17 protein-coding genes are annotated in these 23,587 nt (G+C 64.8%); 5 read left to right on the top strand and 12 right to left on the bottom strand.

Annotated elements, in window-relative coordinates; translation table 11 throughout:
* Window positions 1–101 precede the first annotated feature (101 nt).
* Window positions 102–665, bottom strand: coding sequence for an elongation factor P (gene efp / locus EA187_RS14445; RefSeq protein ID WP_115605809.1), 564 nt, complete (start codon window positions 663–665; stop codon window positions 102–104).
* 174 nt (window positions 666–839) lie between these two features.
* The gene (locus tag EA187_RS14450; protein ID WP_115605807.1) at window positions 840–1,196 is read right to left on the bottom strand and encodes a roadblock/LC7 domain-containing protein; all 357 of its coding nucleotides are present in this window, start codon (window positions 1,194–1,196) and stop codon (window positions 840–842) included.
* Between the two features lie 293 nt (window positions 1,197–1,489).
* On the opposite strand from EA187_RS14450, the gene EA187_RS14455 reads away from it, so the two are divergent.
* Both EA187_RS14455 and EA187_RS14460 read left to right on the top strand, forming a co-directional pair.
* Window positions 1,490–4,096, top strand: a complete 2,607-nt coding sequence (locus tag EA187_RS14455) for an ArnT family glycosyltransferase (RefSeq protein ID WP_127780737.1) — start codon at window positions 1,490–1,492, stop codon at window positions 4,094–4,096.
* Window positions 4,096–6,150, top strand: a complete 2,055-nt coding sequence (locus EA187_RS14460; protein WP_127780738.1) for a hypothetical protein — start codon at window positions 4,096–4,098, stop codon at window positions 6,148–6,150. Before EA187_RS14455 ends, EA187_RS14460 begins: the two co-directional genes overlap by 1 nt.
* A gap of 42 nt (window positions 6,151–6,192) precedes the next feature.
* Here EA187_RS14460 and EA187_RS14465 read toward each other — a convergent pair whose 3' ends face one another.
* The 3 genes from EA187_RS14465 to EA187_RS20660 form a co-directional block, all read right to left on the bottom strand.
* Complete coding sequence (locus EA187_RS14465) at window positions 6,193–7,065, bottom strand: beta-keto acid cleavage family enzyme (protein ID WP_127780739.1); 873 nt, start codon at window positions 7,063–7,065, stop codon at window positions 6,193–6,195.
* 319 nt (window positions 7,066–7,384) lie between these two features.
* Window positions 7,385–8,866, bottom strand: coding sequence for an adenosylhomocysteinase (gene ahcY, locus EA187_RS14470; protein ID WP_115605837.1), 1,482 nt, complete (start codon window positions 8,864–8,866; stop codon window positions 7,385–7,387).
* A gap of 322 nt (window positions 8,867–9,188) precedes the next feature.
* Window positions 9,189–9,740: a hypothetical protein gene (locus tag EA187_RS20660; RefSeq protein ID WP_206524372.1), complete on the bottom strand. Its 552-nt coding sequence runs from the start codon at window positions 9,738–9,740 to the stop codon at window positions 9,189–9,191.
* Between the two features lie 380 nt (window positions 9,741–10,120).
* On the opposite strand from EA187_RS20660, the gene EA187_RS14480 reads away from it, so the two are divergent.
* The 3 genes from EA187_RS14480 to EA187_RS14490 are packed head-to-tail and all read left to right on the top strand — an operon-like array spanning window position 10,121 to window position 15,116.
* A complete protein-coding gene (locus EA187_RS14480) occupies window positions 10,121–12,043 on the top strand; it encodes a serine/threonine-protein kinase (RefSeq protein WP_127780740.1) in 1,923 nt (640 codons plus the stop codon).
* 49 nt (window positions 12,044–12,092) lie between these two features.
* Window positions 12,093–13,091 carry a PEGA domain-containing protein gene (locus EA187_RS14485; protein WP_164856290.1) on the top strand — a complete coding sequence of 333 codons (999 nt, stop codon included), beginning with the start codon at window positions 12,093–12,095 and terminating at the stop codon, window positions 13,089–13,091.
* Between the two features lie 6 nt (window positions 13,092–13,097).
* Complete coding sequence (locus tag EA187_RS14490) at window positions 13,098–15,116, top strand: Eco57I restriction-modification methylase domain-containing protein (RefSeq protein WP_115605795.1); 2,019 nt, start codon at window positions 13,098–13,100, stop codon at window positions 15,114–15,116.
* Between the two features lie 14 nt (window positions 15,117–15,130).
* Here EA187_RS14490 and EA187_RS14495 read toward each other — a convergent pair whose 3' ends face one another.
* The 7 genes from EA187_RS14495 to EA187_RS14525 all read right to left on the bottom strand — a co-directional run bounded on the left by EA187_RS14495 (window position 15,131) and on the right by EA187_RS14525 (window position 23,518).
* On the bottom strand, window positions 15,131–15,871 hold the full coding sequence (locus EA187_RS14495; protein ID WP_115605793.1) for a hypothetical protein: 741 nt from the start codon (window positions 15,869–15,871) through the stop codon (window positions 15,131–15,133).
* A gap of 66 nt (window positions 15,872–15,937) precedes the next feature.
* Window positions 15,938–16,777, bottom strand: coding sequence for an OmpA/MotB family protein (locus EA187_RS14500; protein WP_115605791.1), 840 nt, complete (start codon window positions 16,775–16,777; stop codon window positions 15,938–15,940).
* Window positions 16,778–16,954: 177 nt separating this feature from the next.
* Entirely contained in the window at window positions 16,955–18,373 is a 1,419-nt protein-coding gene (locus EA187_RS14505) for an SDR family oxidoreductase (RefSeq protein WP_115605789.1), read from the bottom strand.
* Window positions 18,348–20,108: an ATP-binding protein gene (locus EA187_RS14510; protein ID WP_115605787.1), complete on the bottom strand. Its 1,761-nt coding sequence runs from the start codon at window positions 20,106–20,108 to the stop codon at window positions 18,348–18,350. Before EA187_RS14510 ends, EA187_RS14505 begins: the two co-directional genes overlap by 26 nt.
* 160 nt (window positions 20,109–20,268) lie before the next feature.
* Window positions 20,269–21,078, bottom strand: a complete 810-nt coding sequence (locus EA187_RS14515; protein WP_115605786.1) for a CheR family methyltransferase — start codon at window positions 21,076–21,078, stop codon at window positions 20,269–20,271.
* Window positions 21,078–22,727, bottom strand: a complete 1,650-nt coding sequence (locus EA187_RS14520) for an amidase (RefSeq protein WP_115605784.1) — start codon at window positions 22,725–22,727, stop codon at window positions 21,078–21,080. The genes EA187_RS14515 and EA187_RS14520 overlap by 1 nt, the downstream gene beginning before the upstream one ends.
* On the bottom strand, window positions 22,727–23,518 hold the full coding sequence (locus EA187_RS14525) for an enoyl-CoA hydratase-related protein (RefSeq protein ID WP_115605782.1): 792 nt from the start codon (window positions 23,516–23,518) through the stop codon (window positions 22,727–22,729). The genes EA187_RS14520 and EA187_RS14525 overlap by 1 nt, the downstream gene beginning before the upstream one ends.
* Between the last annotated feature and the right edge of the window lie 69 nt (window positions 23,519–23,587).

Here is a 23,587-nt window from a genome sequence, read left to right on the forward strand (position 1 = left end):
ACGTTGGCCCTTTCGAGAGCGTCAAGGTGGCCGGTGAGCGCACGCTCACCGGCCCGAAGCCGGGGATAGAATGCATAACCTCGGCTCTTTATTTTCAACGCTTACTTGTTGACGCGCTCCACAAACTCGCCGGTGCGCGTATCGACTTTCACCATCTGGCCGATCTCCATGTAGAGGGGCACCTGCACAGTCAGGCCCGTCTCCAGGGTCGCCGGCTTGGTGGCACCCTGGGCGGTGTCGCCCTTAAAGCCCGGATCGGTCTGGGTGACTTCCAGCACCAAAAAGGTCGGCGGTTCCACGCTGATAGGCTTGTTGTTGTGGAAGAGCACGTCCACCTCAAGGTTGTCTTTGAGGTAGGGGAGCACGTCTTCAACCGCGTCTTTGGACAGGCGAATCTGCTCGTAGGTCGAGGTGTCCATAAAGACGTAAAACGTGTCTTCGGGGTAGAGGTACTGCATGGTGCGAGACTCGAGGTTGGGCGCCTCGACCTTATCGCCAGAGCGGTAGTTCTGGTCGAGTACTCGCCCCGAGATCAGGCTCTTGATGCGGGTTTTGACAAAGGCCACCCCTTTGCCCGGCTTGACGTGCTGGCAGTCGATGATGACGTAGGGCTCACCATCGATCTCGATCTTAAGGTTTTTACGAAAGTCCTGGGTGCTGATCATGGCTCGCTCTCAAAAGGTAGGCGTGCCCCGGCCGGGGGCGTCGTCGGGTGTGGATGAGGCAGGGCAGGCTGGCCACGCGTGTCGGCAGCGCCGCGCGCCGCGTCTCAAAGCAAGCCCCTTCACTTCATTCCGGTTTAGGTGGCCCGCTGCGGGCCTGACTGCTGCGCCATAACTTCAGCGCATCTCGCGCTCAACAAATGGCGAGATCAGACGCAACATCGTCTGACCCCGGTTGACGTCTCCCTCAGCGGTGAGGGCAAGAATAAGCAGATATTCTTCGGCGACCACCTTGGCCAGCGCCGTAATCGATCCGGCGGTGATACTGACCTCGTTGACCTCGCCGACGTCGTAGATCTGCAGGCGGCGAAACTTGTCCAGGAGGTTGCTCAGCTCGATGGCGACTGCGCTCATCTGCGGCAGCTCTTCGTCTTTGTAGACGCTGTCGATGGGAATGCCGTCAAAGCCAATGAGCAGGCAGCCGATGGCGCCCTCGACGTTGTTGACCACGCTGGTCAACTTCTGCTTGAACATGAAACCTCCAAATCTGGCAAACCCCCGGTCTTTGCCGCGGGGCTTTTACGGCGGTGCAGCCGGGCAACTCTCCAACAGAGCGGTGTTCAAGGTCAAGAGCCTACCGCGTCAAATAGGAGCCTGTACAGCGCATTAGCAGGCGGTGACCGCCCCTCAATTGCTTGAGCCTTGCCCGCTATGATACCACCGGCGCCCCCGGCCACACCCCGCGCGCGCGAGGATCGCGCTCGGGCGCCGGCAGGCAACGACTACTGAGACGTAAAGACGCGGCGCGCAGCCGCGATGAGGATAGCATGATGGCGAGAATCGCAGCCGCACTTGTGGTGGCCTTGAGCGCGGTGTTGGTCTTCTGGAGCGCGGGAAACCTCGGGATCTGGGAGCCCTGGGAGTCCGGCGCGCTGCGCCTGGCCATTGAGGTCAGCGAGCCTCCGAGTTCCGCCGCCGGCGATGTCTCCGACGCGTCGGAGGAGGAGCCCGGGGGAGCCGAAGAGGTCGTGGAGAAAGAGGCCTCCGAAGTCTCAGGCAGCCAGGGGCTTGATGCCCGCGCCCGGGCGGTGCTCGGCGAGGAGGAGGGGCGTTTTTCGGGATTGCGTCTGTGGTGGCTCACCCAGACGGTGGATGATGAGCCGGTGGTGGAGTCGGGCGAGGTCGGCCAGGCGGAGCGCGGTGTGCGCGCGTTGATGATGCTCATGGCGCTCTTGCTCGTGGTGGGTGTGGGCCTGTGGGCTCGACGTTATCTGGGGGAGCGGGCCGCGTTGCTCAGCGCAGTGGTGCTGGCGACGACGCCGGCGGTGCTCCTGGGCGCGGTCTTCGTGTCGGGTCCTGTCGCGATGATGTTCAGCTCGGCTCTGGCACTGCTCGGCGTTGTCGGCGCAGCGCTCGAAGAAGCCCGCCGTCGCGAGCGGGGCGAGCTGGCGAGGAGTCGCCCGGCCTCGGTCCTGCTCGGTGTGGGAACGCTGGGGCTTGTGCTCTCGGCCTGGGAAGGTGGCGTCTTCGGCGCGCTGGTGCCCGTGCTCACCGCGCTGGTGGTTGCGCTTCTGGAGTGGCGCAGCCCGCAGGCGGACCGCCCTCTGGTCAGAACGCTCATCGGTTGGCGCGGCGCCCTCTGGGCGGGGGCCGGTCTGATCACCCTGGTGGTACTCGCCGGTCAGACCGGCTGGGCCCACCTGCTCACGCAACACGGCTTTGCCGACAATGTGGACTTCTCCAGCCGCTTTGGCTGGTGGTTGCGCCAGATTGGCTTTGGCTTCTTCCCCTGGTTTGCGCTGGCCTTTGCAGGTTACGGCTACATGAGTCAGCGCCTGGCCGCGAGCGCGCCCGTTGAGGGGAGCGCCACACACTCGGATGCCGACGCTTCGACCGTCTTGATGGCGCGGGTGTTGATGCTCTGGCCGGCGCTTGCCTTTGTTGTGATGGCGGTGGCCGGGCGTTTGGGTCACGCCACCTTTGCGGCCTTTGTACCGCTGGCGCTCGGCGTGGCCTGGGCGCTCTCCGATAAAGACTACTGGGCCAAACTTCGGTTGAAGCCGCAGCTCTATCTTCTGATCGCTCTCAGCGCGATCTTCGTCGTGATGATGCTCGGCAAAGATATCGAGCGCTTCCCGCCGCGCCTGATCGAGCTTGTGACCGCCGGTCAGGACGAGCTGGGCCTGGGTGAAGACTATGAGTACGGCCGCGCGCTCAAGCTCTGGAAGTATGGCTATGTCGCGCTGCTCGCGGCGTATTTTGCCGGGGCCATCAGCTGGCTGGTCTTCTTCTGGCGCGATCTCAAGGTCTTCTGGGGATGGCTCAAGCGGACCTGGCGCGCCTGGCGAAACAAAGGTGAAGGCAGCGCGTCCGATGCGGAGGCGCATCGCGCCGTGGCGGCTGGCGCGGAGATGTCCGACGCGATGTCTTCAACCTCAGCCACACCGATGAGCCCGGGGGAGGCTCGCGCCGCCGAGCGCGAGGCCTACCGCCAGGAAGATGGCAAGCTGGCGAGGCTCGCCGCCTTTGCCGAGGGGTATACTGGTCTGCTCATTGTGGCGACGCTCGGCGCGGTGAGCTGGGCGGTGATTATGATGGGAGTGTTCTTGCCGGACCTCGATTCCAACCTCTCCAACCGCAAGATCGTGGCGAGCTATCTGGAGGCTCGTCAGGATGATGAGCCCCTGCTGCGCTACGGGTATGACACCAGCGACTCCGACTTTTATCTGCGCGGGCTCGAGTCGATCGCGCACGCCCGGGCGTTCAACGCGCGTTTTGAGGATGAGGAGCGCTTCTTTGCGCTGATTCCGCGCGACCGCCTGGCGGCAGTTCACTCCGATGTGCGACGCGCGCATAAGGCCGACCTTGTGGTGGTCGACAACAGCTCGGCCTCCATGGTGCTGGTCAGCAACATGCTCGGGGAGGGCGAAGAGGATCAGAGCCCCCTTGCCGGAGCGCTCCTCGACGAGCTGCCCGACTCGGCCACCCCCCTGAGCGTGAAGGGCGACCCGCAGAGTTCCCCGGCGTTCAACCGTCAGATCGAACTGATTGGCTACGAGCTCAACAAAAAGGCCGAGGGCGATGGGCGACCGCGCTACAGCTGGGGCGAAGAGCTGACGATGACGCTCTACTTCAAGAGCCTGCGACGAGTGACGAGTGAGCAGGAGATCTTCGTGCATATCGATACGCCTGGAAATCGTATCGGCGCTGACCACGATCCGGTGGGTGGCAACTACCCCACCAGCCGCTGGCTTCCCGGCGACATCGTGCGCGACGAACACACGTTGACCATCGATCGCTACTCGACGCCGGGGACCTACACCATCTGGATGGGCTTCTATAAAGGTTCCAACCGCATGGAGGTCTCACCCGACAAGGGTCACGACGGGGAGAATCGGGTGAAGGTGGCGGAGATTGAGATCGAGGCGTTTTGATGCGGCGATTGCATCAGGTGTACGTGGGTTGCCTGGCTCTGGTGATGGTCCTCTGGACCGCTTCTGCTGCGGCTGAAGCGCAGGTTGATGAGGAGGCCATTGAGGCTGATGCTGCGTCTGGCCCCTGTGTGCTGGAGGCGGTCGAGGGGGGCGTGCGCTGCATGGTCGGCGCGCGCGAGGTGGTGGAGCTTGAGCACCCCACGCTCTACGGCGATCCCACGCGCTATCGCGAGCGCCAGGGTGGGCTCCTCCCGGTGGGGCCGGTGCGTCTTGGCGAGCGTTATTATTACGGGGTGCGCGCCGAGCTTTTGGTCTTTGATCCGCACGAAGGCGCGGTGGTCGAGCGCGTGGCGCTGCCCACCACCCTGCGCGAGATCGAGGCGGTGCGGGAGGGTGATACTCCCTATCTGCGACTGCACCTCCAACGTGATCCCGCCCTCGCGCTCCGATACACCCCCGGCACCACCTCCACCGCCGCGGCCTACGGCGGCCCCTGGTCCTGGCCGGAGACGCTCGGCGCGATGCAGGACGCCCTCTGGCGCGAAGAGGTCGCGCTCGGCCGTGAGCCCGGAGCCGTGGAGACCCCCGATCCCGAGCTTGAATCGCAAGAATCCGACGACGCCGCGCTGCTCGAAGCGATGAGCGCGCGCGCCGAGCGCGACCGCACCAACATCTACTACGCGCTCTACCGCGCCGAGGCCTTGCTGCGACTTGCCCGGGGTGAGGAGGCCGAAAGCACCGCATGGCAGGCCGCTGAGCGCGATGCGCCCTGGTACGATCTTCTGCGCGCCAGCGCCCGACTGCATTACCTCGGGCTGGATGCGGCCGCCGACCTGGCGATGGGGCGCGGCATCGACGCGATGCATGAGGCCGGTGTGCGCTCCGGGGCGATCACCAGCCCGGTCGCGGCGAGTTTTATGTTCATCTGGTTGCGCGAGGCCCTGGATCGTATCGCGGGCGCGCCACGTGGCGAGGGCGACGATGCGGTGGCCGCAGCGGCCGAGGTGTTGAACCGGGCCGAAGAAGCCATGCCCAACGCCGAGGGGTTGCGCGCGGCATGGCGGGCGCTTGACGCCGAGAGCGTCGCGCATCTGACGCGCCCCGGTCTCGGCGCGATGGTGGAGGAGGCGGTCGACGACGTTGATACTCACCTGGTCATCGGTCTGGGGCTTTTGCTGGCGATGCTCGGTGGTGGCGCGGTGGTGGGGCTGGGCCGCGGTCGCGGCCGCTGGGTGGCAGCCGATGTGGTGGTGTTAGCCTCATTGCTGGCGATCAGCGCCTGGAATCTTGGCGAGTTGGGGAGGGCGGCGCAGCGTGCGGCCGTTGTGTGGGAGGCGCCGGTTGAGATCGGCAGCGACGCGCTCAACGCGCCCGGGGCCCGGGCCTGGATCGACGGGTTGGCTGACTCCGGCGCGAGCTCCCAGCTCCGAGAGATCATTGGCGCGCAAGAACTCGCCATGACCCGGGGGCGACCCTTTGATGAGGGCATCGAGGACACGACCCTGGTGCGCCTGCTCGAAGACGCCCTCCACGCTCACCTTGACGTCTACGCCATCGATTCGCCGGCGGAGCTCGAGGTGTCGCCGGCGTTGCGTGAGGAGTTCGGGTGGCTCGATGCGGTGCGCGCCATCGATCTTCGGGGCGCACGAGGACTGCTTGTGGCTGGCGGACTCGTGCTCAACGCCTTGATGCTGGGCGGACTTGTCTGGGTGCTTCTGGGTCGATCGCCAGCGCTGGGTCGCAGGTTGCGGGGGTGGTGGCCCGGAGCGCCGGCGGCGCTGGGACCGGCGCGCGTGGGCGTGTGGGCGGCCTTTTGTGTGGGCCTGGTCGGGGTGACGCCGCTCGCCAGCGCGGTGCACGGGGTCTGCGGAGAGGTGTGGGCCGGCTACTACGGGCTGGCTCCTCTGGCCGAGGCCCCCGGGCCTCAGTCCTGGGCGGTGATGCTTCTGGTCGGCGCGCTGGGTCTGCACCTGGGGGCGGTGGTCTGGGAGCGGAGCAATGAGGCTCGCCGGGCTCGCCGGATGCCCTCCGAAGCCCCTGTTGACGCGACCTGAGGCAGGTCGACGTCGTTTGCGCTGAGCGTTGCTCCCCGACGCTCAGCGTTCTTGGATGCCCAGAATCTCGCGGGCCTCAGCCGGGGTGGCCGGCTCCCGACCCACCTCCCGGGCCAGCTGCGCCATCGCCTCAATGAGCGGGCCGTTGCCGTCGACCTTGCCGCCATCGGGCAGGTAGAAGGTGTCTTCGACGCCGGTGCGCAGGTTACCCCCGAGCTCGGCGGTGCGCCGGTGAATCGGCCAGACCTCCTGACGCCCGATCACGATCGACTGCCAGGGGCGCTCTCCGGGCATCTCATCGAGAAGGATCGGTAAAAGATCGACGCGGGCGGGCATGCCGCTTGCTACCCCCTGCACCAGGCTCACGGTGTAGGGGGGCTCTAAGATGCCGTGGGCCTCAAACATCGCCAGCGAGCGCAGAATCCCGGTATCAAAACACTCGCACTCGGGAACGATGTTGTGGATGTGCATCACCTCCAGAAAGGCGCTGATCTTGGAGACCGGGTTGTCAAAGAGCATCGGCGCCCAGGCCCATTGCCCGTCGCTGCGTACCTTGAGGTAGTTGAGTGAGCCGGCGTTGAGCGCCGCCATCTCCGGCTCAATGGCCTCCAGGCAGGCGCGCGGTCCGTTGATCTCGTCGCCCACCACCCCGGTCGTCAGGTTAAGGATCAGGTCGGGCGCGGCCTCTTTGATCGCGTCGACCACCTCTCGGGCAAGCTCAACCTCCCAGGAGGGAAGCCGCCCGCTGGCCTGATCGCGAAGATGCAGGTGCACCACCGATGCCCCGGCGTTGTAGGCCGCGCGCGCCTCGGCGGCCATCTGCGCCGGGGTGTAGGGCACCGGGTGCTGCGCCGGGTCGGTGAGCACGCCGTTGAGCGCGCAGGTGATCACAACGGTGTCGGGGCTCGCTGCCATATCAGGTGCTCCGCAAATCAGGCCAAGACGTCGGCGTGCTCTAAGGTGGAGGATGCGCGATCGTTTTTATCGAAGAACGTCATGCTGCGGTAGGGGGGGAGGGCATCTCGATGCAGGCATCATTGAGTGCGTACTCTTTAAACTCCGGTGAGAATTCGCTTTTCGCGCACGTCATCCTCTCCGCGAAGCGCGCGATGTGAAAGACGCAAGCGGGATCGTTTCAGGCAAAAAACAACGGCCTCCCCGAAGGGAGGCCGTTGTTCATGACGCTATGTCGAAGCTGCAACGCATCGCGAAGACGCGATGCGTTGCCCGCCGATCAGTAGCGGTAGTAGTCGGGCTTGAAGGGGCCCTCGATGTCCACGCCGATGTACTCGGCCTGGGAGTCGTTGAGTTTGGTCAGCGTGGCGCCGAGCTTGTCGAGGTGCAACTTCGCGACCATTTCATCGAGGTGCTTCGGAAGGGTGACAACATCCTTACCGTAGCTCTCGGCGTTGGCGTGAAGCTCCATCTGCGCAAGCACCTGGTTGGTGAACGAAGCGCTCATCACGAAGCTGGGGTGGCCGGTGGCGCAGCCCAGGTTCACCAGGCGGCCTTCGGCCAGGATGATGATGGAGTTGCCCGTTTCCTTGAACTTCCACTCGTGGACCTGCGGCTTGATCTGGATCTTTTCGACTTCGCCGCGCTCGCGCATCGCTTCGAGACCGGCCATGTCGATCTCGTTATCGAAGTGGCCGATGTTGCAGACGATCGCGTTATGCTTCATCCGCTTCATATGGTCGGCGGTGATGACGTTGAAGTTGCCGGTGGCGGTCACGTAGATGTCGTAGCCCAGCTCCAGAGCCTGCTCCATCGTGATGACGTCGAGGCCGTGCATGCAGGCCTGCAGCGCGCAGATCGGGTCGATCTCGGTGACGGCCACGCGAGCCTTCTGGCTGGAGAGCGACTGCGCCGAGCCTTTGCCCACATCGCCGTAACCGGCGACCAGGGCGCGCTTGCCGGCGAGCATCACGTCGGTGGCGCGCATGATGGCGTCGACCAGGGAGTGACGGCAGCCGTAGACGTTGTCGAACTTGCTCTTGGTGACCGAGTCATTGACGTTGATCGCCGGGAAGAGCAGCGTGCCGTCCTTTTGCGACTGGTAGAGACGATGCACGCCGGTGGTGGTTTCCTCGCTCACGCCACGGACGTTGGGCGCGGTGCGGCTCCAGTAGCCCTTATCGAGGGTCTGAAGCTCCTTGAGCACCGAGAGCACCACGCGGAACTCCGCGTTGTCGGTGGAGGAGGGGTCGGCGCTGATGTTGTTCTGCTCAAACTCATAGCCTTTGTGCACGAGCAGAGTGGCGTCGCCGCCGTCGTCGAGGATGAGGTTGGGGCCCTTGCCATCCGGCCAGTTCAGGGCCTGGAAGGTGCACCACCAGTACTCTTCGAGCGTCTCACCCTTCCAGGCGAAGACGGGCACGCCCTGAGGGTTATCGACGGTGCCTTCGGGGCCGATGGCCACGGCGGCAGCAGCGTGATCTTGCGTCGAGTAGATGTTGCAGGAGGCCCAGCGCACGTCGGCACCCAGCGCGACCAGCGTCTCGATGAGCACGGCGGTCTGAATGGTCATGTGCAACGAGCCCATGATGCGCGCACCTTTAAGAGGCTGCTCGGCACTGTGCTGCTCGCGAAGGGCCATCAGACCGGGCATCTCAGCTTCGGCCAACTCGATCTCTTTACGGCCAAAGGCCACCGTTTCGGGGCTGAGGTCGGCGACCACAAAGGGGTCGTCGCTCAGGAGCGGGCGGCCGGTGTTCATGAAAGGGGGGATGGCATCGACGGGCGAGCTGGTCATGTGAAGCTCCCTGCAAAGAGGTGGGTATAGTGTAAGACGCGCCGGGGCGCGGAAGTTCTGAGGGCTCTGGTCTCGCGGATCAGGGGCCGGTGCTCTTCGCGAAAGTGCAAGGCACCGCAAAGCTGTGCAGCAACTCGCCGAAGTCAACACCTTTCGCGAAAGCGGCCAGCGACTCTGGCCAAAGGGTTGACCAAAAGTGCTTATTCCTGTCAAGCACGCGCCTCAGATCACTGCGTTGACGGCGGCCTGAGTAAGATCGGAGACCGGGTTGGCATCGCGATGAAGATCACCGGTTGCCGGCGTGCTGACAGGTGCCCACATTCTCGCCGACCTCTTTGAAACAGACCTGTAATTCGGTGCAGTTATGCTCCGAGAGGCACCCTCCGCTGCACTGCCCGAAGTAGTCGCTGGAGCAGTACTGGGAGGGGTGGCAGATCGCAAAGCGTGAGGGGTTATCCGGGTTGCCGCAGGCGGTATAGCCCGGCTCTAGATCTTCGCCGCGGCGCCGCTCCTCATAGGTGGTGTGGTCGATGCAAGTGCCCACGCGCTGGCTGCCTGTCTTCAGGCAAAACTGCTCGTGGCTGCAGTTATCCTGTGAGAGGCATCCGTTGTGGCAGATGCCCAGAATCTGCGAGCTGCAGTACTGAGAGGGGTGGCAGATGACCCCGCGGCTCGGCTCGGGGAAGTCGTTGCAGGGGGTGTAGCCCTGGGCCAGCGCGCGGCGCTCGTTTCCCGGGCCGGACTCGGCGTCCATCAGGGGGCCGCAACCGCCTGAAAGCAGTGCGATCCACGAGCTCGTCAGCAGCAGGGCGAAGTTAGAGCGCAGGAGGGTGAGCATCATTGACTCAGTGCGAAATTCGCCAGGGGCGAAGTGAATAGGGGGCAAGGTGTCATCGTTGGTATGTGCGCATCAGACGGTGTGTCACACCCGGGCATTCAATGCTCCGGCATCTCGGTCACAATGCCCACGAACGAGGGATGGCTCCGGGCCGTCGAAACTCCGATCGTGCGCGGGCTGGCAGACGTCGCGAACGTTGACCCTGAGCGGGCCTCACCATAAAGTGGATCGATGTGCCCGACGATCGATGGAGCTCAATCCCGCCCGACTTCCATGAGGTGTCTGGCTGGCCACACCCCGGCGCTTTGACGACGCATAAAAAGAACCACGCGGAACGCGCGCTCTCTCCCGGTCGAGATGCGCGCGGGACCGAGGCATCAATGACCCTTTATTGTCCACAATGTCAGCAGCGCTTTGATGGCGATCTGGAGATCTGTCCCTCCGACGGCAGCCGCCTTTTTCATCTGGATTCGCCGGACGCTGTTCCCGATCCGCTCCTGGGGCAGGTGATTGATGAGCGCTTCCGCATTGAGCGGTTGCTTGGCGTGGGCGGCATGGGCGCGGTCTACGCCGGGGTGCAACTCTCGGTGAATCGCGAGGTCGCTATCAAGGTGCTGCGTCCCGAGGTGAGTGACCGTGAGAAGGCGCTTGAGCGCTTCTTTCGCGAGGCCAAAGTGGTCTCGGAGCTCAGCCACGCCAACATCGTCAGCCTTTTTGATTTTGGTCAGGACCGTCAGCGCGACCTTCTCTACCTGGTCATGGAGCTTGTGCGGGGTATCAGTCTGGGCGACCTGTTGGAGCGCGGGCGCTTTCGCGTCAACATGGCGTTGGAGGTCGTCTACCAGGTCTGCGGCGCACTGACCGAGCCCCACGCACGCGGAATCATTCACCGCGACTTAAAGCCCGATAACCTGGTGATGCTGCCCGTCTCCGATGGCACGGTGCAGGTCAAGGTGCTCGACTTCGGGATTGCGCGTGCGCTGGAGCAGAGCACGCAGATCACCAAGACCGGTATGATCTGCGGCACGCCCGCCTACATGGCACCGGAGCAGGCGCAGAACCATGCGATCGACGGTCGAACCGACCTCTACGCGCTGGGCATCATTCTCTATGAGATGCTCAGCGGCATGGTGCCTTTTACCGGCGACACCAGCCTTCAGATTCTGTTCAGCCACGTGCAGAAGAGCCCGCCTTCGTTGCGTCATATGCTCCCGGCGGGCAGCCTCCCCGACGACATTGAGGCGCTTTGCTACCGTATGCTGAGCAAGGATCCGGTTGAGCGCCCGGGCTCCGCGCGCGAGGTGCGCGATGAGATCGATCAGCTGCGGATGCGCCATCAGCTTCGTCCGGTGCGTCTGGATGTCGATCGGCAGGATCTGGGGGCCTTTGAGCCCTGGTTGATGCCTCACCTTGAGGGGGCTGGACGCGGCGGTCTTAGCGCGACGGAGGCGCGGCGTCAGGTGCCGCAGACCGGCGGCTTTGGGGTGGCTCCGAGGACGGGGGAGCTGGAGTCGATGCCGACGATCGAACGCCACACCCCGACCGACATCGACCGGGTGCGGGTGGGCGCCGACGCCCGGGCGTTTAGCAGCACTCAGCCTCAGTTTCAGGCCTCGCCGGCGGCAGAAGCGCCCAAACAGCCACGCATCGATACGATCACCGGAGAGTCGGGGATCCAGGGGCCTCTGGCGGTGATCGGCGGGGACGGCTCCAACACGCTGACGATGGACGTCAAAGGCCAGGGGCGAGCGCGCCTGGGGCTTATCGTGGCGTTCATCGTGGTGTTGGTCGGCGGTGGGGCGGTGGCCGCCTTGACGCTCGGCGATGATACCGCTGTTGAGGCGGATGTTGAGGTTGTGGCCCGGGCGGAAACGCCGGCTGCAACCGAATCTGCTCCGGTGCCCGGGCCTTCCGAAGATGTCCTTCATGCCGAGAGTGCGGGTGCTCAGGTGGGGCTGGAGGCGGTGATCGCCGCGCGAATCTTCACCGCTGAGACGGCCGCTGTGGCCCACATCGCCGAGCAGACCGCGCGCAAGAAGGCGATCTCGAGTCAAGAGCAGCGGAAGCGCCCGCGGGTCAGCGCCAGTGCGGCCGCTGAGGCCCGCGCCGCCGAGCGTCAGCGGGCCATCGACGAGGCCCGAGCCGCCGAGGAGGCTCGCCAGGCTGCCGCCCGGGAGGCCGCCGCTGAGCGCGAGGCCCGCGCTGCTGAGCGCGCCCGCAAGGCCGCCAAGGCCCAGGAAGATTCGTCGAGTACCGACTCCGCCCTGCGAGACAGATTGCGCCGGTTGCGCTCCGGGGAGTAACACCGTCGCTTTGGGTGCGTCTCGGTGATTCAGTGACAGGATGATGTTCATGAAGATGCGAGTGTGTGGGGCGGTGCTGGCCGCGATGGTGGTCTGGCTTTGCAGTGCGACGGCCTTTGCTGCTGATCCCGACCAGATCTTTGACGAGTTGAGTGAGGCGGAGAAGGTCGAACTCATCGAACTCATCGATGCGGGGAGCGCTGCCTATGATGACGGGCTGTTTCAACAGGCCGCAGACAGCTTCCATCAGGCCTACGAGCTGGTGCCCCTCCCGGACTTTCTCTACCGCCTGGGACTTGCCTACGAGCGCCTGGGCGAAGATGCCCGCGCCGTCGAGTATTACCGAAGTTTTCTCAACCAGGTGCCGCAGGCCGAGGAGCGCGGGCGCATTGAGAGCACCATCGAGGTCATTGAGCGTCGGTTGGCTGCGCGGGCCAAGACCGCCGTTGAGGTGATCACGCGCCCCGAAGGGGCGCGCGTCTACGTCGACTCCAAAGAGTCGGGCATGCGCGGGGTCACCCCGATCGATCTCAACGTGGAGGCCGGGAGCTACACCCTCTTTATTGAGCTCGAAGGTTATGAGTCCGTCGAGGAGCGCGTGCAGGTGCCCGAGGGGCAGACCGTGGTACTGCGCCTGGGGCTGGAGCCCGAGGGCGTAGTCGGCCCGGCGGAGTCATCATTTATGCGCTCGGCCTGGGTGCCAGCCAGCCTGGCGGTGGCGGGTGTGGGAGCTTTGGCGCTGATGCCTGTTTTCAGAAGCCAGGCGGAGGCAGCCGGTCGAGAGAGCGAAGAGATTCGGCAGAGACCCGAGGGACGCACCGCTGCCAACAACGCCGCCAAAGAGGCCGCTGACCGCCGCGAAGCAACCTACAACGGCCTGGCCATCGCCTCGCCCATCATCGGCGCCCTAGCGTTGACCTCGGCCGGGGCGATCCTGATGTGGCAGCTCCTCTCCGATGATCCGGCGGAAGAGCGCGGCGTTAGCGCGATGGGCGTCGGTCCGATGGGCGAAGATGGCATGGGCGTAGGAATTCAGGGGCGCTTTTAACTCGCTGTGACTCGTCCTCCTTCTACCCAAGAGAGTGCCCGCGCCGCCGAAGTGATCGCGCGCACCGAAGCCTTATTGAGCGGCGCGCTGGCGCGCGGCGAGTCGGTCGATAATGCCGCCTGGCACCGCGCTCTTATCGTGGCGGCGGCCGGCCGCCGTGCACGCCTGCTTGAGGTGAGTGAGGCGGGCCTGGAGGCCGGTGATGCCCTGAGCGCCGCATCCCGGGCCGACCTCCTGGAGTGGCCGGCGGGGCTCTTTGGCGATGCTCATGTGCTCGGATGGATTCACCAGGGGTGGTCCGCGCTGGGGCGGCTCAAGAGTTTTGAAGCCCACGTCCAGCGGGGGGAGCGCCACGGCTCGGCGACGGTCTCGACGCAACTCTATACGCCGCGCTGGGTGGCCGATGCGCTCGCAAGGGGCGCGCTCAAAGGCGCCGATCTTAGCTGCGTGCGTGTGCTCGACCCGGCGGTGGGGGGCGGGCAGATGCTGCTCTCCGCACTCGCTGCACTCATCGATAAGGGTCTGGAGCCCGCCGAGGCCGCCACTCGCCTGTGGGGGTGGGAGCTCGATCCGCGAGCGGCCGAGGTGGCGCGCTGGACCCTGAAACTGGAGGTGGCGGGTCGGCTGGGCGGTCGTGACCGTCTGCTTGAAGCGCGGCTTGATGCGCAGGTGGTGTGCCGCGACGCGCTGCGCGGCGACGCCCCATCCTATGAGGTGGTGCTGACCAACCCGCCTTATATGGGCTGGCGCTCTATGCCGGCGGAGCTGCGCGAGCATCTCAAGGCCCACTATACTCCCTTTGAGCGCGATCTTTACGCCGCCTTTATCAAGCGTTGTCAGGACCTGGCGACGCACGCGGTGGGGCTGCTCGTGCAGCAGGGCATCTTTTATCTCAAGCGTTTTGAGGCCGCGCGCGCCGAGTTGATGTCGGCCGGAGCGCTCACCGACTTTTTGCACCTGGGCCCGGGGGCCTTCTGGGGCTTGAGCGGGGAGAAGGCCAGCGTGGTCGCGTTTGTGCAGCGCCTGAATGCCGACAGCGACGCGCCCACGCGGGTGTGGGATCTGCGTCAGGCGCACGACCCTTCAGCCAAGGCGCAGCTTTTTGCCCGGACCACGCCCCGGGCTTTTGTGGCACGTCGGGCCGCCTCGGTGCCCGGCCGTCCCTTTTGCTATGAGCTGCCCGAGGGGCTCTTGCGTTGGTTTGACGAGGCTTCTCCGCTCTCGACGATCGCCGAGGTGCCCGGGAGTCAGAACAAGACCGGTGCCAACCGCAGCTATGTGCGTCCCTGGGCCGAGGTCAATGCCGCCGAGATCGCCTCTGCTCCCGGGCTTTTTGAGCCGCCTTCGAACGCCAATACTGAGCAGCCGGGACGCTGGCGTTTCTACAGCAAAGGCGGACGTTTTGCCCCCTGGTGGGGCAACTGGGATTGGGTTGTGGACTGGTCCGATACGGCGCGTGATTTTTATGCGACCAACCGCACCTCCAACCTGCTCAGTGAGCGCTACGTGGGGCGCGAAGGCATCTGTTATACCGACTTTGCCGGGGGGCGATTTAACGCCCGCTGGATGCCTCCCGGGTGTGTCTTCGATATGACCGGGCCGGCGGTCTTTGTGCGTGAGCAGTGGTTGGCGGGGTTGAGCTTTGAGGAGCGCAACGCGGCTCTGCTGGGCATCCTCAACAGCGCGCCGGCGCGGCGTTTGCTCAAGGCGCTCAACCCCACGCTTCACTTTCAGGCCCGGGACGTGCGCGCGCTGCCTATCCCGCAGGTCGACGAGGCCTGGGCGCGTCATATTGCCGGCCTGGTCCTGGAGATCGTCGATGGCGTGCGGGTGCTGCACCGAGGGGTGCAGGGCGATATTCTCGCTTCAGCGCCGGGGCTCTCCAGGGCGCAGGCCCGGGCGTTGCTCGCACATCTGGGCGAGCTGGAGACCGCACTGGAGGCCGAGATCGCCGCGCTCTATCAGGTTGCGGTGAGACCGCTGGAGCGGACCTCGCTGATGCACCACCACGCTCTTGTGCCCTGAGCGAGGCGGTGGATTCAACCCATGCGGGTGAGGCGAAAGTAGACGGCGGTGACCAGGGTGTCGACGCGTTCCGGCCAGTCAGGATAGGCGGCGGTGAGCTCGTCGAGGCGCGCGTCAAACTGGCGCAAAAGACTGCGTTGGTCGCTTAAGACCTGGTTGACCTGAGACCATCCCGCCGCGCTGAAGAGGGTGCGGCGGCGGGCGAAGTCGGCCTCGATCTGGCGCACGTTGGTGCGGCTGGAGGCGATGAATTCGCGGTGGTCGGCGATCTGGTCGGGCATCGCCGCCAGGCGCATACGCAGGCTGCCTTTGAGCTGGCGAATCTGGTCGATGAGAAAGAGCAGGCGCAGCGCGTCGTTGCGTGCCTCCAGGGGCATCAACGCGATCTCGGCGTTGAGGCGATCGAGGTGCGCCGGTCGGCAGGTCAGGGGTACGGCGCTGCCGGGTATCGGCGCGGCGCGTTCGTTGCCGCTGTACTCGGTGTTGAGGCAGGCCACCGCCACCAGCCGAAAGAGATCGATGGGAAACGCCTCGTCGTGCTCGCGCCTGGTCAGCGTGGAGAGCGAGAGGAGCAGGCTGTCCAGGCGCTCAATATCCTGGATGATCGCCGACTCGGCCTCGTGCACCGAGGCCAGGCGCGTGACCGTCGCGTTGCGATCGAGCTCCAGGTCGGGGGGAGGCGGGTCGGGGACGCTGGCGCAGGAGACAAAAAGCAGCCCGGTCAGTGCGATAAAAAGCAGCGAGGCAAAACGCATGAGGTGTCTCGGTGCAGCGAGCGCCGGCGGCGAAGGGCCGGCGCTCGCTCGCTGCGAGGGTGAGGCTCAGGAGCCCTCAAAAACATCGTCGGGCACCGAGGGCAGCTCTTCGATGTTGGGCATCAGGATAATCTCAATGCGGCGGTTGAGCGCGCGGGCGTCACGATCTTCGTTATCGGCCACCGGGTCAAACTCCCCGTAGCCGGCCGCCGCCAGGTTGGTGGGATCGACGCCCTGCTCCTGCAAAAATTTAACGACTTCCACCGCGCGGGCCGTCGAGAGCTCCCAGTTCGAGGAGAAACGTCCCGAGCTGATCGGCACATTGTCGGTATGGCCGGCCACCAGAAAGTTGCGATCGTCGACCTCTTGCAGGACCGCGGCAAGTTCCTGGAGCGCCAGGCGACCGTCGTCTTTGATATCGGTGCGACCCGAGTCGAAGAGGATGTTGTCGGCCAGTTCAATGACCATGCGACCCTCGCGAATCTTCACGGTGAGCTGACCGGATTCAACCATCGAGGCCAGGCGGCTGGCCAGATTGCGATACTCTTTGAGGCGTTCCTCGGTCTGGGCGCGGGCCCGACGTAGCTCGTCGAGCTCGGTGCGGGAGGCCTCCAGGGCTTCTTCCAGGCCGCCTGCGCGCGACTCGTAGAGGTCGAGGTCGCCGCGGGCCTCGCTGAGCTCGGTCTCCAGGGCGAGCTTGTCGTTCTCGAGCCTGGCGATGCGGGCCTCCAGCGTCTCGATCTGGCCGCGCAGCTCTTCTTCCACCTCGGCCTTCTCGCGCTCGGTGGTGGCCAGCGCGACCTTGGTGTTCTCCATATCGCGCAGCATCGCTTCGTGTTCATCTTTGGGGACACCGCAACCAACAAGCAACGAGGCGGCGATCAGGGCGATAAACGTCTTTTGCATGACGTACTCCTGGCAAGTTGTACCATCGACGTGCAGAGTTCCTCTGGCCGCGCGAGCTCGCCCGCTGAGGTGGGACGTCATCTTCATCAGCGCTGGCAAGGGGAGGGACATAGCGGCAAGGGTAGCGTCAACCGGGGGTGGGGGAGAAGGGTGTCAACGCTGGTTTTACGTTCTTTTTCACGCCGTGGTTGCGCTTAAGCGCTCCAGGTGGCGTTTGAAGCGCTCGACGACCCAGAGGTGAAAGATGGCCTGGGTGAAGCGGTAGAGCACCCAGGGGAGGCGAGGCTCGAAGTCGTGAATGGCGACGATGATGCGGTCGGTGTGGGCGATCTGGCGAAACTCCAGGCGTCCCTGCCGGGTTTGGCGCGCGAGCAGACCGCCGGTGATCCAGAAGAGCTGGCGGTCGGAAGCGCTGACTTCGGGAGCCAGGGTCAGCTCGAGGATGGGCCAGGGGAGAGGACCGATGAAAAATCGCGCCACCGAGCCGCCCTCATTGTCGTGGGTATGTGTGGCACGGATCAGAAAGCGCAACGCGGTTGGGAGCCAGCGCACGTATTCGTGGGCGGTCCAGCGGGCGTCACGCCCGGCAGGCAGCGGAAGTCGTTGTACGGAGCGCACCAGCGAGGGCAAGGGCGGCAGAGATGCGGCACCTCTGGCGGGCACATTGGCGTCTTCGTCGGGTTGAAGGCAGGCATCGAGTGCATCGTCAAGCGCCGTAAGGGGACGGTGGCAGACGTTCTCAAAGGGGAAGTCGCGGGAGTGGCGAGTGGGGGTCTGCAGAAGTTCCTGGAGGATGTCGAGCCACTCTTCGCCTACCGGAGAGGGAGAGGGGGCGAGTGAGGCCACCATGCCGGGCGCTCGCCAGGTGAGTGATTGCTCCTGGCGCGCAGCGAGTGCTTCGACGAGGTCTTTGAAGCTGAGTGCCCGGGGGCCGTGAAGGGCGTAGCTACCCTTGAAGGCGTCGGGATTGGCCAGGATGGCGAGGCAAGCATCGACCGTATCGCGCATGGCGATCGGGGCGACCTCGGCACGATAATAGGGTTTGAGAGTGGGGCGGGCGTGGCTTGCCAGGGCCAGCATCTGGTGGGTCAGGGCGCTGCGAGGGTCGAGGATGATGGGCAGGCGAAGGGTGATGACGGGCACGCCGTGGGCGCCGAGCGCGTCGGTGATCTCGCGGGTGCGGCCCAGATCGTGGGCGGCGTTGGGTGGGGTGTCACAGCCCACGTAGAGGATGTGCGAGAGGCGGTGATGGGCGGCCGCGCGTCCGAAGTTGTCGGCGCAGAGGACGTCGAGGTCTTCGAGGCGAGCCTGGGTCAGGCGCGCGCGAAAGCGCGACTGATGGATGGCGTAGACCGCAAGTTCGGTGTCGCGGAGTCCCTCGAAGGTTTCTTTGCGGGAGAAGAGGTCGACCTGGCGCGTGATATCGACTTCGGGAAGCGTTTGGTCGGGGCGACGAGTCAGGCCGATGGTGTTGTAGTGGTGCGGGAGCCGGGCAATCAGCGCGCGGCCGAGCGCGCCGCGTGCGCCGGCGATCGCCAGCCGGCGGCGCTTGGAGTCTGCGGGAGGCGTCTCATCCGGGGGGAGGGGTGTGATCACTGCTGGGGTCAAAGCTCGGCGTGGGGGCGTTGAGGGGCGGTTCGATCAGGGCGGAGACAATCTCGACGAGCCGCTCCGGCGTAAAGGGCTTTTCTAAGAATGGAGCGTCGAGGTCGATTCCGCGCTCCCGACATACCGACTCGTGATCGTGGCCTGAGATATAGAGTACGTGGGTGTTGGGATGGGTCTTAAGGACCCGTTCGGCCAGCTGGCGTCCGTTCATCCCGGGCATCGTCACATCGGTGAGGATAAGATCGAGTGCGCCGGGGTGAAGCTCGGCGATCTCGACACCTTCGGCCGGAGAGCTCGCGCTGAGCACGCGGTAGCCGGCGGTGCTCAGCACCATGGTGGCCAACTGGCGAAGATCGGTCTGATCTTCGACCAGCAATATGGTCGGCGTAGGCGCCGGGCTCTCCTCGGCTCGAGCTGCGTCGATACGCGGGGCGTAGATCAAGAACGAGGTGCCTTTATCGCTCTGGCTGACCACGTCGATCACACCCCGGTGTTGGCGAAGAATACCCTGGGAGGTGGCCAGTCCGAAGCCGTGGGTCTTGTCGGAGCTTTTGGTCGTGAAGTTCGAATCGAAGACCCGGGAGACGACTTCCTCCGGGATGCCATAGCCGGTGTCTTCGACCTCGACGAGGACAAAGGGGCCGGGCTCAATGTTGAGCCGGGCTGCGGCGCGCTCATGCAGCTGAATGTTGCGGGTGCGCACGGTGAGTCGGCCGCCCTGGGGCATGGCCTCACAGGCGTTGATGACGAGGTTCATGAGAACCTGTTTAAACTGAGCGGCATCAAAACATGTTTCGCCCAGGGCTTCGTCGAGCGAGAGGTTGAACTCGATGTCGTCGCCGGTGACCCGGCGCAACATCGACTCGATGTCGCGTATCGTCTCGTTGAGCACCATGCGGGTGGGCGAGGGCGCGCGCTCGCGACTGAACGCCAGAAGCTGGTCGATGAGTTCGGAGGCGTGATGGCCCGCCTTATTAATCTGCTGGGCGTGGGCGAAGAAGGGGTTGGAAGAGGGGAGCTGGTTCATCGCCAGCTTGGAGTAGCCGATGATCAGCGTGAGCAGATTATTGAAGTCGTGGGCGATACCGCTGACCAGCCGTCCGAGCGCCTCCATTTTATGGGCCTGGCGGAGCTGGTCCTGAAGTGCGACGCGCTCGCGTTCCGCGTGTTGCTCATCGTTGATGTCCATCACGATGGTGCGGCTACGCGCGGGGGTGTCCTCATTCCCTTTAACCATCACGCTGGTCAGACGAAGGTGGGTCTGCCCCCCATCGGGAAGGCGAGCAACCACGTCGCATTTTTGCAGCTCGCCGGAGCTGAAGGTGCGCGCCAGGTGAGCCTGAAAGCGCTCGCGGCTTGAGGGCGTGAGCAATTCCCCGAATGAGGCGTGAAGGAGTTCCTGGCGGGTCAGCTCCAGATGGTCGGCGGCCATGAAGTTTAGCTCATCGATCGATCCCTCTGCGGTCAGCGAGGCGTAGCCGATCGGGGCGTGAAAGTAGAGATCAATGTAGCGCTCGCGCGTCGATTCCAGCTGGGATTGGCAGCGCTTGAGTTCCTTATTTTGAAGTTCGAGCTCGATATGATGGAGCTTTAGCTCACGAATCAGCTCTTGAGGATCGCGCGCGGATATGCCCTTCTCATCGCCCTTGCTCAGCAACGCCTCGGCCTGTGCACGAAGGTCGAGTTGAGAGAAGCCTGCGATGCCGCTTTCATTTGGATTCATAGCGTTACCGTGGGCAAACAAAAAAGGTCAGCCAGAGGGTGGACGCTCCCCGCCACGAGATTCAACGCGGTACAGACGGCGCTTGTTTAAGAAGACCCCCAGATTATGACAGAAAACGTTGACGTGCAACCGTCTTAGCTTCTCTGCACCCGGGCTTTTGTTAGTGTCGGCGGGAGTAGATGCTATGTTTGGCGTCAACCAGTGCGAAGAGGGCTGGCAGCGAGGCGGCGGACTCGTAGGCGCCCAGAAAGAGCAGCCCTTCGGGGTGGAGCGCGTCGTGAAGGCTTTGCAGCAGGTGCAGCTGCGCCGGGGGCTTGAGGTAGATGAGCAGGTTGCGACAGCAGATCAGATCGAAACGCCTCGGCGGCAGCCCCTGCAACACGTCGCTCACCTGGTAGTGAATGCGCTGCTGGTAGTGATCCAAAAGGTAAAAGCCGTGGGGAGAGGGCCCGAAGAACTGGCGGCGGATCGAAGCGGAGAGGTCTCGGAGTTGCTCGGTGGTGTAGACGCCTTCACGCGCTGCGTTGATGGCATGGGGGTTTATGTCGGTGGCGAGCAGGGGCTCAGGCCGGGGGAGAGCAAGCGCCTGGCAGAGCCGCTCCAGGAGAATAAAGATCGAGAGGGCTTCCTGGCCGGTGGAGCAGGCCGCTACGTAGACGCGCAGCGGATCGGAGCGTTGGCGAAAGCGTCGGGCAAGCTGGTGGGCGAGCGCTTCAAAGGCCTCCGCATCGCGAAAGAATCGGGTCACGCCTACAAAGGCCTCATTGAGCGTTGCGCAGGCCTCCAGGGGCTCAACGTCCAGATAAGCGAGGTAGGCCTCAAAGGAGGGCAGGTTTAGCGCCTGCAAGCGACGCTCAATGGCCTCACGGATGTGCTCAGTGCGATAGGGGGCCAGATATTCTCCCGAGAGGTTTGCGACGCGGGAGATGATCTGGCCGAGGGGGTCATGTCCAATGCGAAGGGTGTGCATCAGGCCAGCTTCAGGTAGTCGGCGGGAGCGGGGAGGTGGTTTAAGCCCATGCGTTCGCCATGGGCGAGGGCGGCGATGACGGAGGCCTCGTCGAAGGCCGCACCGACGAACTGCAGGCCAAAGGGAAGTTCCTTGTGGCGGCCAATGGGGAGGCTGCCGGCGGGAAGTCCGCTGATGTTGGCCAGAAAGGTAAAGCGGCACATGTCGCGGGTGCCCTGATCGTCGAGCAGCTCCGCGCCGGTGAGGCTTAAGTCGTAGGGGAGTGCGGTGGTGCGTGTGGTGGGCAGTGCCAGCAGGTCGACGTCGTCGAGATGGTCGCGCAGGTGCTCCTTGAGACGTTCGCGGGTGCGCTGGGCGGCAAAAAACTCATCGGTGGTGATGGTGCGTAGCGAGGCCATCATCACGCGCACTTCCTCCGAGAAGTCATCGGGGTGCATGATGAGGTGGTCGGCGAGGTTGGCCATGGTTTCCAGGCCGATGGCGAGGACGCCGATGGCCAGGGCGTGTGCGGCCAGGGGGAAGTCGATCTCGACCAGGGTGGCCCCTTCGGCGGCGAAGCTACGGAGTGCCTCGAGGGTGGGTTGCTGGAGTGCCGGGTCGAGTGCGTCGAGTTCTTCGGGGATGTAGCCGATGCGGCAGCCACGCACGCCGCGCCCCAGCGCGGCGCGCCACTGCGAGGTTCGCTCCGGGTTATGCGGTGCCCAGCGGTTGGCCGGATCGCGGGGATCGGGGGCGCAGGCCGCGCATAGAAATTCGACGAGATCCGCGGTGGACTGACCCAGGGGGCCCATCGATGAGACGGTGCCCGCGCCGAAGGCGTCGCCGCTGCGGCTGATGCGGCCGAAGGTGGGTTTGATGCCCAGAAGCCCGTTAAGCGCCGAGGGGATGCGGATCGATCCGCCACCGTCGGAGCCCAGTGCTACCGGCGAAAGCCCCAGGGCGACGGCGACCGCCGAACCTGTCGATGAGCCCCCGGCGCCATGCTGCGAGCTGTAGACGTTGCGTGGCATCGCAAAATGTGGCGAGAAGCCCGAGGGGTTCATGCCCCACTCGGTGGTGTGGGTGCGGCCGTAGAGCAGGGCACCCTCCTGGCGTAAGGCATCCACCACAAAGGCGTCGCGCCGGGCGACTTCGCTGAAGTAGCGGGTGCCACAGCGCAGGGGCAAGCCCTCCATCTCGACCTGATCTTTCACCGGTACCGGGATGCCGTCGAGGGCACCCCGGGGCTCGCCGCGCTGCCAGCGCTCCTGACTTGCGCGAGCAGCCTCCATCGCCCGTTCAAAGTCAGTGCAGACAAAGGGGGAATGCGTGGCACGGCCCAGACGCCGCGCGCCGAGCTGGTGTTGGATGTTCTGGAGTACCTCCACGGGAGAGGTGGCGCCCGTTTTGAAGGCGTCGCCAAGCATCGCGGTGGTGGTGCGCCCCGGAGCAGCGGGGGGAGCTCCGCGCTGCTGATCCTGCCAGCCGCGTTTTCGGGTGGGGTGGAGTGGTTGGGGATCAAAGCGCAGCCGGCCACGCTCGCTCGGCGGAAGATCGAGGAGGTGGTCGATGCCAAAGTCGCTCAGCGCCTGGCGGCGTAGCAGGTGCGCGCCGGCCGGGGTCTCGGCGGCGCGTCGGGCAAGCGTGAGTGCGGGTCCGGTCAGGCGCATTACGACTCCTTGCGGCTGTGGATGGTGTTGAGGAGGGCGTCGACGGCGTCTTCATGCTCCTGAGTGCTCTGAATCAGCCCCTGCAGGGCGGCGGTGATGTGCAGTGCGCTCTCCAGGTCGCGGTTGACGCTGCGGTAGAGGGCGGTCTTGGCCATGCGCACCGCCTTGGGGGGCAGCGCGGCGATCTCACTGGCGAGCGCGTCGACGCGGGCCTGAAGTTGGTCGCTGGCAACGACCTCGTGGACCATGTCGATCTTGAGTGCGGTCTCGGCGTCGATAACGCGCGCGGTGAGAATCAGCTCCAGGGCTTTGCTGAAACCGACGGTGCGCGTGAGCAGGTAGGCGCCACCATCGCCCGGGATCAGCCCCACCTTTGCGAAGGTCGAGCCGAATTTGGCGCGCTCTGCGCTCACCCGAAGATCGCACATCAGCGCCAGTCCGAGACCGGCGCCGATGGCCGCCCCGTTGATCTGGGCGATGGTCGGCTTCTCAAAGCTGTCGAAGCGCCGCGGAAGGGTTTGCATTCCGCGCAGGTAGCGCTGGCGAAGCTCCACCGGATCGCCGGAGAACATCCCGCTATGATCGCGCATGGCCTTCAGGTCGCCTCCGGCACAGAAGGCCGAACCTTCGCCGCGGATCACCACGACGCGTACCTCGGGGTCGAATTCGGCCTTATCGAGGCTCTCGGTGATGCCCTTGATCATGGCGTCGGAGAAGGCGTTGCGGGCCTCGGGGCGGTTGAGCGTAATGCGGGCGATCGATCCATCTACAGCGTAGAGCACATCCGACATGGCAGACCTGATTTCAAAAGGGGAGAACGCAGCACGGCAAAGGCCGGCAGAACAGAGTCCATCTACAGA

This window comes from Lujinxingia sediminis (assembly GCF_004005565.1).
GTDB lineage: Bacteria > Myxococcota_A > Bradymonadia > Bradymonadales > Bradymonadaceae > Lujinxingia > Lujinxingia sediminis.